This window comes from Streptomyces sp. NPDC019396, assembly GCF_040632375.1.
Taxonomy (GTDB): domain Bacteria; phylum Actinomycetota; class Actinomycetes; order Streptomycetales; family Streptomycetaceae; genus Streptomyces.
In genome coordinates this window covers 70,946-79,486 of the sequence record NZ_JBEYBS010000028.1, presented here as the reverse complement: position 1 = coordinate 79,486, position 8,541 = coordinate 70,946, and the positions used below count along the sequence as shown (strand labels likewise).

At 70.5% G+C, this 8,541-nt stretch carries 9 protein-coding genes and 1 pseudogene; 4 read left to right on the top strand and 6 right to left on the bottom strand.

Annotated features, from left to right (window positions below):
- Positions 1-141: 141 nt before the first annotated feature.
- The 3 genes and pseudogenes from ABZ532_RS26890 to ABZ532_RS26880 all read right to left on the bottom strand — a co-directional run.
- Complete coding sequence (locus tag ABZ532_RS26890; protein WP_361288932.1) at positions 142-699, bottom strand: TetR/AcrR family transcriptional regulator; 558 nt, start codon at positions 697-699, stop codon at positions 142-144.
- Positions 696-1,058, bottom strand: coding sequence for a DUF1304 domain-containing protein (locus ABZ532_RS26885; protein WP_361288929.1), 363 nt, complete (start codon positions 1,056-1,058; stop codon positions 696-698). The genes ABZ532_RS26890 and ABZ532_RS26885 overlap by 4 nt, the downstream gene beginning before the upstream one ends.
- 45 nt (positions 1,059-1,103) lie before the next feature.
- Positions 1,104-1,319 (bottom strand): annotated as a pseudogene (locus ABZ532_RS26880) (spermidine/putrescine ABC transporter substrate-binding protein); the annotation flags it as partial.
- A 167-nt stretch (positions 1,320-1,486) separates the two neighbouring features.
- On the opposite strand from ABZ532_RS26880, the gene ABZ532_RS26875 reads away from it, so the two are divergent.
- Entirely contained in the window at positions 1,487-2,014 is a 528-nt protein-coding gene (locus tag ABZ532_RS26875) for a hypothetical protein (protein WP_361288926.1), read from the top strand.
- Between the two features lie 113 nt (positions 2,015-2,127).
- On the opposite strand, the gene ABZ532_RS26870 is transcribed toward ABZ532_RS26875, so the two are convergent.
- Positions 2,128-2,835 carry a glycerophosphodiester phosphodiesterase gene (locus ABZ532_RS26870; RefSeq protein ID WP_361288923.1) on the bottom strand — a complete coding sequence of 236 codons (708 nt, stop codon included), beginning with the start codon at positions 2,833-2,835 and terminating at the stop codon, positions 2,128-2,130.
- Positions 2,836-2,845: 10 nt separating this feature from the next.
- Entirely contained in the window at positions 2,846-3,871 is a 1,026-nt protein-coding gene (locus ABZ532_RS26865; protein WP_361288920.1) for an adenosine deaminase, read from the bottom strand.
- Positions 3,872-3,984: 113 nt separating this feature from the next.
- Here ABZ532_RS26865 and ABZ532_RS26860 point away from each other — a divergent pair, with 113 nt between their 5' ends.
- Complete coding sequence (locus tag ABZ532_RS26860; protein ID WP_361288917.1) at positions 3,985-4,779, top strand: DUF4190 domain-containing protein; 795 nt, start codon at positions 3,985-3,987, stop codon at positions 4,777-4,779.
- A gap of 83 nt (positions 4,780-4,862) precedes the next feature.
- On the opposite strand, the gene ABZ532_RS26855 is transcribed toward ABZ532_RS26860, so the two are convergent.
- Positions 4,863-5,453, bottom strand: coding sequence for an NADAR family protein (locus ABZ532_RS26855; RefSeq protein WP_361288914.1), 591 nt, complete (start codon positions 5,451-5,453; stop codon positions 4,863-4,865).
- Between the two features lie 175 nt (positions 5,454-5,628).
- On the opposite strand from ABZ532_RS26855, the gene ABZ532_RS26850 reads away from it, so the two are divergent.
- Together ABZ532_RS26850 and ABZ532_RS26845 are read left to right on the top strand one after the other, a co-directional pair.
- Positions 5,629-7,143: a gamma-aminobutyraldehyde dehydrogenase gene (locus ABZ532_RS26850; protein WP_361288911.1), complete on the top strand. Its 1,515-nt coding sequence runs from the start codon at positions 5,629-5,631 to the stop codon at positions 7,141-7,143.
- A 108-nt stretch (positions 7,144-7,251) separates the two neighbouring features.
- The gene (locus ABZ532_RS26845; RefSeq protein ID WP_361288908.1) at positions 7,252-8,502 is read left to right on the top strand and encodes a spermidine/putrescine ABC transporter substrate-binding protein; all 1,251 of its coding nucleotides are present in this window, start codon (positions 7,252-7,254) and stop codon (positions 8,500-8,502) included.
- Positions 8,503-8,541 lie beyond the last annotated feature (39 nt).

The window sequence follows — 8,541 nt, the reverse complement described above, 5'->3', positions numbered from 1 at the left end:
GGGCCTTGTTTCCCCACAAAACCCCCCATACCCCCTCTCGTCCTCCCCGCCCCCCCCGGGGCCGGGCGGGGGGGGGGGGGGCCCCCCCCCGGCCCCCCCCCCCCCCCCCCCGCGGCTTGTGTCCGGCTGATTCGGGAGACCTCAACTCAGCGGGGTCGTGTGGAGGGCGAACAGCAGGCGCCAGGCGTGGGAGGCGATCTCCTGCGGCGATGCCGCCATCCGGGCGTGGAGCCAGTCGGCCAGGAGGCCCGTGAAGGTCGCCGCCACCGCTGAGGCGACCACTTCGGCGTGCGGCGCCCCCGCGAGCTCGCGTTCCCTGCGGCTGCGTTCGCGCAGCTCGCGGTGGAGCAGCTCGCCCAGCGGCCCGGCGCCGCCCTCCCACAGCAGGGCGCGGTAGAGCCCGGCGTGCGGCTCGATGCCGGTGAAGAACGCCGTCAGTGCCGCAGGCGGGGCCGCTGGATCCGGCACACCCCGCCACGCGTGCAGGGCGTCCACCGCTTCGCGGACGATCTCCGCACAGGCGTCCACCGCGAGGGCTTCCAGGTCCGGGTAGTGGAGGTAGAACGTGGCGCGGCCGACGCCCGCCCGTCGGGTCAGGGCCGCGACGCTGACCTCCGCCAGTGGCCGCTCACCGCACTCCTCCAGCAGCGCACGGCGCAGCCGTCCGCGGGTGCGCTCCGCGCGGGGGTCCCCGCTCATCCGGCCGCCAGCACCGCGGCCAGCGCCAGCGCGCCCGGAAGGGCCTGGGCGGCGTAGATGCGCCGGTTGGCGGTGGCGCCGCCGTACAGCCCCGCCACCACCACGCAGCTCAGGAAGAACACCCGCACTTGGAAGCCGATCGGGTCGACCGCTATCAGGCCCCAGATGAGCCCCGCGGCCAGAAACCCGTTGTAGAGGCCCTGGTTGGCCGCGAGGCGTGCCGTCGTCTTGGCGGTCGGCGCGTCGAAGCCGGAGAGGCGGCGCCCAGGCGCGCGCTCCCAAAGGAACATCTCCAGCACGAGGATGTAGAGGTGCAGTGCGGCCACCAGGCCGGCCAGGACGTACGCGATGGTGGTCATCAGGACCCCTTCATGGACGAGTGTCCAGAAATTATAGACAGATGTCTATGATCGACGGTGTCGGGGTGGACGCGTCTCGCTCGACGTAGCGACGCACAACCGCCGCGAGCTGGGTGCTTGCGCATGTTCGTCGTCGGGGAAGATCAGCGGGTCCTCGGCGAGCGCCGCCGGCTCTCCGTCCTTGGAGTCGGCCAGCGCGTCACGGGCAGCGGGCACGGGGCACACATAGTTGACCCAGGCGGCGAGTTCGGCCGCGACCTTGCGGTGGAACGCGACAGTCGGCCTGTAGCCGTCGCAGGGCCGCGGCTTCGGCGCTTCCGTGCCGGGCCGGTGCCGACCGCAGGCGTCACCATGGTCTCGCACCCCATCGCCCGCAAGATCACCGGGGCCCGGTAAAGGGCGGGTAAACGCGGGCGTACGCTGCGGACATGAGCGAGCGAAGGGCGCTTCTGCGCCGCATACGCGTGTGGCTGGTCGTCTTCATCGTCTGCCTGGTGCTGAGTGGGCTGACAGCCTTCCCTCTCGTCACCGAACTGCACCTCGTGCACAGTGCGTTGACCTCCTGGGCGTCGCCCGTCGCCGACGCCTTCCCCGGGCTGCTGGAATGGATCGCGCGGGTCCGGCGCGGACTGGACACCGCCGACGCGGACTATCCCTTCCTGCTGTACGGCACCGACTGGCTGGCCTTCGCCCATCTCGTCATCGCCATCGCCTTCTACGGCCCCTACCGCGACCCGGTACGCAACATCTGGGTCATCGAGTTCGGCATGATCGCGTGCGCCGGAATCATTCCGCTGGCCCTGATCTGCGGCCCGATCCGGGGGATCCCCTTCTGGTGGACCGTCATCGACATGTCCTTCGGGGTGTTCGGGGTGCTCCCGCTGCTGCTGGTGCGACGCATGATCAAGCGGCTGGAGGCGCTGAGTGCGCCTGTGCGCGTACCGGTTGCCGTCTAGACCGCCGTCCTGCCGTCCGGACCGCCGTCCCCGGCGGACCTCCGCTGGGGACTCCGCTGCCCGGCGGTCGCGCACCCGGCTCCCACGTCCCCCGCGTGTTGGACCGGCGCGTCCTATCCTTCGAGTCCTTTCCTGGCACGGGCGGTGCGGAGCACCGCTGCCAGGGTCGCGACCCGGTTGGTGGTGATGGAATCGACCCCCCGGCGCACCAGCCTGCGCATGGTGGGGCGGGTGTCCGCGGTCCAGGCGGAGAGCAGGAAGCCGCCGGCGTGGACGTGGCCCGCGAGCTCCCGGCTCACCAGTCCGAAGCAGTAGTTGAGCCAGCGGGGCCGGACCACGTCCAGCAGCACCGGACGCGGCGGGGCCAGCGTCGTCCAGGTCAGGGCGATCTCCGCGTCCGGGTCGGTGGCGCGTACGGCGACCATGGCCGCAAGGCCCCCGCAGTAGTAGACGCGGTCAGCCGCGCCGCCGTCGCGGACCGCGCCGACGATGGCGCGTACGGCGGACTCGTCGGCACCGGGCAGGTCGACCATCAGCCGGTGGCTCCCCACCGCGGTGAGCGCCTCGTGCAGTGTCGGGACGCGGCCCGACGTCAGCCCGGCCAGCTCGGCGTGGGAGAGCAGGGCGAGCGGGCGGTCCCGGCCCCACAACCGCTTCAGGGTGTCGTCGTGCAGCAGCACGGGCACCCCGTCGCGGGTCAGCCGGACATCGATCTCGACGGCGTCCGCACCTCGCTCCACGGCGGCCAGCAGCGACGGGAGGGTGTTCTCGCGGGCCACATACGGGTCCCCGCGGTGGCCTACCAGGGTGACGGTGCGCATGGCGCCGGCCTCACTTCGCCAGCCACTGCTCGGTGTAGACGTCGATCTCGGACGCGATGCGGGACTTGCCGGCGCTGTCGAGGAAGGAAGCCTCGACGGCGTTCTTCGCGAGCGCGGCGACGCCCCGCTCGTCCAGACCGAGCAGCCGGGCGGCGACCGCGTACTCGCTGTTGAGGTCGGTGCCGAACATCGGCGGATCGTCGCTGTTGATGGTCACCAGCACACCGGCCTCGACCATCTCCCTGATGGGGTGCTCATCGAGGGTCGCGACGGCCCGCGTGGCGATGTTGGAGGTGGGGCAGACCTCCAGCGCGATGCGCCGCTCGGCCAGGTGGGCCAGCAGTTCGGGGTCCTGCGGGGCACTGGTGCCGTGGCCGATGCGCTCGGCGCGCAGATCGTGCAGCGCGTCCCAGACGGTGCCGGGGCCGGTCGTCTCCCCGGCGTGCGGTACGGAGTGCAGTCCCGCCGCGATGGCACGGTCGAAGTACGGCTTGAACTGCGGCCGGGGCACCCCGATCTCGGGTCCGCCGAGACCGAACGAGACCAGCCCGTCCGGGTGCAGATCGACCGCGAGCCGGGCGGTCTCCTCCGCCGCGTCGAGGCCCGCCTCGCCGGGGATGTCGAAGCACCAGCGCAGCACCACCCCGAGCTCCGCCTCGGCCGCCTTGCGGGCGTCCTCGATGGCCTCCATGAAGCCCTGCTCGGGGATGCCACGGCGGGTCGAGCTGAACGGCGTGATGGTCAGCTCCGCGTAGCGGATGTTCTGCCGGGCCATGTCCCGGGCGACCTCGAAGGTCAGCAGCCGGACGTCCTCGGGGGTGCGGACCAGGTCCACGACGGACAGGTAGACCTCGATGAAGTGCGCGAAGTCCGTGAAGGTGAAGTACTCGGCGAGCGCGGCCGGGTCGGTGGGTACCTTGGAGTCCGGGTGCCGGGCGGCGAGCTCGGACACGATGCGGGGGGAAGCCGATCCCACGTGGTGGACGTGCAGTTCCGCCTTGGGCAGCCCTGCGATGAAGGGGTGCAGATCGGTCATCGGGTCCTCCGTAGGTGCTGGGCTGTCCCGGTCAGGGATCATCGTAGGCGGGCTGTCTGCCGCCCTGCGCGGCGCCCGTAGCATGACAAGCTCACAATGGGGGAGGACGACATATGTCAGAGCAGAGTGACCGGCTGCCGGACGGCCATACGCCGGGGGACCCATGGGCTCCGCCGGAGTGGAGCGCCCCACAGGGGGGACAGGGACGGTCCGGTGGGATCGACCTCGGCAAGGCCACGGGGCCCTCGCGTCCGACCCTTCCGGATGTCCAGGACGCGCCGCCGACCGGTCGCGGCGTCCATGACCAGCCGACCCTGACCTCGATGCCCGGCGCGCCGAGCGGTACGGGCGGACCCGCGGACGCCACCACGGGAACCGGTGCCGTGCCACCGCCGCCGACGGCCCCGGGCGGGCCGGGGCAGAGCGCCCCCGGTCCGTACGGCTACCCGGCGGCGCAGGGGCCGGTCACCTCCGGGTACGGCTACCCCGGCTACCCGTCAGCTCCCGGGCAGTCCGGATACCCGGGGTACCCGGGATACACCGGCTCCTGGGGTGTGCCGCCCACGTCGTCGCAGAACGGTTTCGGCACTGCCGCGATGGTGCTCGGCATTCTCGCCGTGTGCACCTTCTGCTTCTACGGCCTCCCCAGTCTGGTGCTGGGCGTGCTGGCGCTGATCTTCGGCATCCTGGGGCGCAAGCGGTATGCGCGGGGCGAGGCGACGAACAACGGCCAGGCGCTCGCAGGAATCATCCTCGGTTCCATCGGGATCGTCCTGGGAGCCGCCATTCTCGCGTTCTTCGCTTGGGCACTCGCGAACCACGACCGCTGGGACGACAACAACTACGACAGCGAGGTCGACGACGACCCCTGGGCGACCACCCTGGTCGTCTCCGACACCTCCCGCTGACGGACGGGCTGCCCGGGCGGTCGCACACACCGCCCGGCCCGTCCGGTCGGCCGGGCGTCGCCCGCCGTCATGGCCCGCCCGGCTTACCCCTCGTCACCGGAGGCGGGCGCGGACACCCCCGTCCGCAGCCGCTCACGCGCCTCCATCAGCGCGAAGCCCAGCAGATTCCGCCCGCGCCAGCGCGCCGGGTCGTGGACCCGCTCGTCGTCCGCGGCCAGCCCGATGCCCCAGATCCGGTCCATGGGGCTCGCCTCCACCAGCACCCTGTCACCGGTGGTCAGCAGGTAGGAGCGCAGCCGCGGGTCCTGCGAGAACTTGTGCACACTGCCCGCGACCACGATCGCGAAGCGCTCGCGCTCCCATATCTCCTCGCTGTAGCCGCGCACCTGCCGGCCCGCCTTCTTCGCGAGCGCGGGGTTCGGCGCCTCCAGCGCCTGCCGCTCCGCCTCCGTGTCGCCGAAGAGCCGTGCCTTCCCGGCCATCATCCAGTGCTCGGCGGTCGCATACTCGATTCCATCCACGGTGAACGGCGACGGCCACCACTGGCTCAGGCAGGCGGGCCCGATCCCGCCGTCGCGGCGCGCTGTGTGCCCCCAAAAGTAAAGAAACTTCAACCGCTCACCGCCCTTGATCCGCTCGATCAGGGACTCGGCGGTTCCCCAGGTGCTTTCCATGCACGCGAGTGTGACAGTCACCACTGACACTCCGTATCGGGATTGGCACCACGATGCGACACATGGTCAACCGAATCCGTCGCGTAACCAAAAGGCAACTACGGAATCCCTTGTTGGAGCGCCATCTCTCTGCCAGGATCGGCACTCACTTCGAGCTGGAACAACGGAGAGCGTCATGGTCAACCGCTTCCAGGCACAGGACCGCTTCGCGGACGGCGCGCAGTACATCGGCGGCCGACTGCGGCCGGGCGCGTCGGGACGCCACCACGCCGTCGTGGACCCCGCCACCGGGGAGCAGGTCCTCGAATACGAGCTGGCCGGCACTGCGGACGTCGACGCGGCCGTCGCCGCCGCGCGTGAGGCGTTCCCGGCCTGGGCGGGTGCCGCCCCGGGCGAGCGCTCCGATGCCCTGCACCGCTTCGCCGCCGTGCTGGCCGAGCAGGCCGAGGACCTCGCCCAGGCCGAGTCCCTCCAGTGCGGGAAGCCGATCAAGCTGACCCGCGAGTTCGACGTACCGGGCACGGTGGACAACGCCGCCTTCTTCGCCGGGGCCGCGCGCCACCTCCAGGGGCAGTCCGCCGGTGAGTACAGCGGTGACCACACCTCGTACGTACGCCGCGAGCCGATCGGGGTCGTCGGCTCCATCGCGCCCTGGAACTACCCGCTCCAGATGGCGGCCTGGAAGGTCCTCCCGGCCATCGCCGCGGGCAACACCATCGTCCTCAAGCCCGCCGAGATCACCCCGCTGACCTCCCTGATGTTCGCCCAGGCGGCCTCCGAGGCAGGGATCCCGGACGGTGTCGTCAACATCGTCACCGGCGCCGGCCGGGAGGCGGGCGAGCACCTCGTCGGGCACCCGGACGTGGCCATGACCTCGTTCACCGGCTCGACACCCGTCGGCAAGCGCGTCGCCGAGGTCGCCACGGCCACCGTCAAGCGGCTCCACCTGGAGCTCGGCGGCAAGGCGCCCTTCGTGGTCTTCGACGACGCCGACCTGGAGGCCGCCGTTCACGGCGCCGTCGCGGGCTCACTGATCAACACCGGCCAGGACTGCACCGCGGCCACCCGTGCCTATGTGCAGCGCCCGCTCTACGACGCCTTCGTCGCCGGGGTCGCCGATCTGATGGCGACCGTTCGGCTCGGCGACCCTCTCGACCCCGCCACCGATCTCGGTCCGCTGGTCTCACACGTCCACCGCGACCGCGTCGCCGGATTCGTGGACCGGGCCCGTTCGTACGCCACCGTCGTCACCGGCGGCCAGGCGCCCGGCGGTGACCTGGAGAAGGGCGCGTACTACCTGCCGACGCTGATCGCCGGGGCCGCCCAGGACAGCGAGGTCGTCCAGTCCGAGATCTTCGGCCCCGTCCTGGTGGTCCTCCCGTTCGATTCGGACGACGAGGGAATCCGGCTCGCCAACGACACCCCGTACGGGCTCGCCGCCTCAGCCTGGAGCCGCGACGTGTACCGCACGGGCCGGGCCACCCGCGAGATCAAGGCGGGCTGTGTCTGGGTCAACGACCACATTCCGATCATCAGCGAGATGCCGCACGGCGGCTACAAGGCCAGTGGCTTCGGCAAGGACATGTCGGCGTACTCATTCGAGGAGTACACGCAGGTCAAGCATGTGATGTACGACAACACCGCGGTGGTCAGGAAGGACTGGCACCGCACGATCTTCGGAGACCGGTAACCGGCCTACGGCAATCGGCGAGCGGCCCACGCCGCGCGGCCCAGCCGCAGCTTCAGCGGCGAAAGAACCCCCTATAGGGCACACGATCCCCCCGAAAGGGCACAGCGCATGAAGCAGTACCAGCCCGAGCAGCTCTCGGCGGCCCAGCAGGCCGCGATACGGCGCAGTACGAGCAACGGCAGGAGCGCTCTCTCCCGCCGTTCCCTGCTGCGTGCGTCCGGCGTCGGCGCGCTCACCATCGGCGGCATGGGCGCGCTGAACGCCTGCGGTATCCCCGCGGCCAAGAGGGAGGGCGACGCGGCCGCGGCGTCCGACGACCACTCGGCGCAGGAGAAGCAGCTCACCTTCTCCAACTGGACGCAGTACATCGACGTCAGCGATGACGAGAAGACCCGTCCCACACTGGGCGCGTTCACCAAGCGCACCGGGATCCAGGTCAAGTACACCGAGGACATCAACGACAACGTCGAGTTCTTCGGCAAGATCAGGCCCCAGCTGGCCGCGGGACAGGACACCGGGCGTGATCTGATCTGTGTCACCGACTGGCTCGCCGCCCGCATGATCCGGCTCGGCTGGGCGCAGAAGCTCGACCCCTCCAACCTGCCGAACGCGTACGCGCATCTCTCGTCCCAGTTCCGCAGCCCCGACTGGGACCCGGGGCGGGCCTACTCGTACCCCTGGACCGGAATTTCGACCGTCATCGCCTACAACACCAAGGCGACCGGTGGCCGCAAGATCGAGAGCGTCTCGCAGCTGTTCGACGACCCGGCGCTCAGGGGCAGGGTCGCGTGCCTGTCCGAGATGCGCGACACCATCGGCATGACCCTGCTCGACATGGGCAAGGACCCCGCCAAGGTCACCGACGACGAATACAACGCGGCAATCGCCCGGGTCCAGAAGGCCGTCGACACGAAGCAGATCCGCCGCTTCACGGGCAACGACTACACCTCGGACCTCGACAAGGGCGACATCGCCGCCTGTCTGGCCTGGGCCGGCGACCTCGTCCAGCTGCGGACCGACAACCCCGACATCGAGTTCGTGATCCCCGACGCCGGCTACATGACCTCCAGCGACAACCTGCTGGTCCCGGCCAAGGCACGGCACAAGACCAACGCCGAGAAGCTCATCGACTACTACTACGAGCTCCCGGTCGCGGCCCAGCTCGCCGCCTACATCAACTATGTGTGCCCGGTCGAGGGCGTGGGCCCCGAGCTTGCCAAGATCGACCCGGAGCTCGCGAAGAACACGCTGATCCTCCCGGACAAGGCCATGGCCGCCAAGTCCCACTCCTTCCGCTCGCTGAGCAGCAAGGAGGAGACGGCGTACGAGGAGAAGTTCACCAAGCTCATCGGCGCCTGAACGTTTCTGCCCAACTCTGCTCCCTGCTCGCCCTAGACC